Below are 374 nucleotides of genomic sequence, written 5' to 3' on the forward strand. Positions count from 1 at the left end.
TTAAATAACGCGATACAACGTCAGAGGCCAAATACACAGGAGTTGATGTTTCACTCAGACCAGGGTTGTCAGTACTCTGCTAATGTGTTCAGAGAAAAGCTAAAGCACTTAGGCATTGAACAAAGTATGAGTCGTAGAGGAAATTGTTGGGATAATGCGGTGATGGAACGATTTTTTAGGAGTTTAAAGACTGAAAGATTAAACCATTTAGCTTTTACCAATCACAGCGCAGTAGTGAGCGTAGTTGAGCAATATATTCAGTTCTACAATTACAAACGCAGACATTCGGCAATAGATTATAAGACGCCACATCAGAAATATAATGAGTTAAAAAAAGCGGCTTAAAATCTCTCCAGAAATACTTGACCATTACA

1 protein-coding gene is annotated in these 374 nt (G+C 37.7%); it reads left to right on the forward strand.

Annotated elements, in window-relative coordinates; all coding sequences use genetic code 11:
* The coding region (locus tag AAEZ02_RS21945; protein WP_351125074.1) for an integrase core domain-containing protein at nt 1-345 on the forward strand (345 nt) is incomplete at its 5' end.
* Nucleotides 346-374: the final 29 nt, after the last annotated feature.

Origin of the sequence: Shewanella sp. T24-MNA-CIBAN-0130 (genome assembly GCF_040310185.1) — a bacterium.
GTDB lineage: Bacteria > Pseudomonadota > Gammaproteobacteria > Enterobacterales > Shewanellaceae > Shewanella > Shewanella psychromarinicola.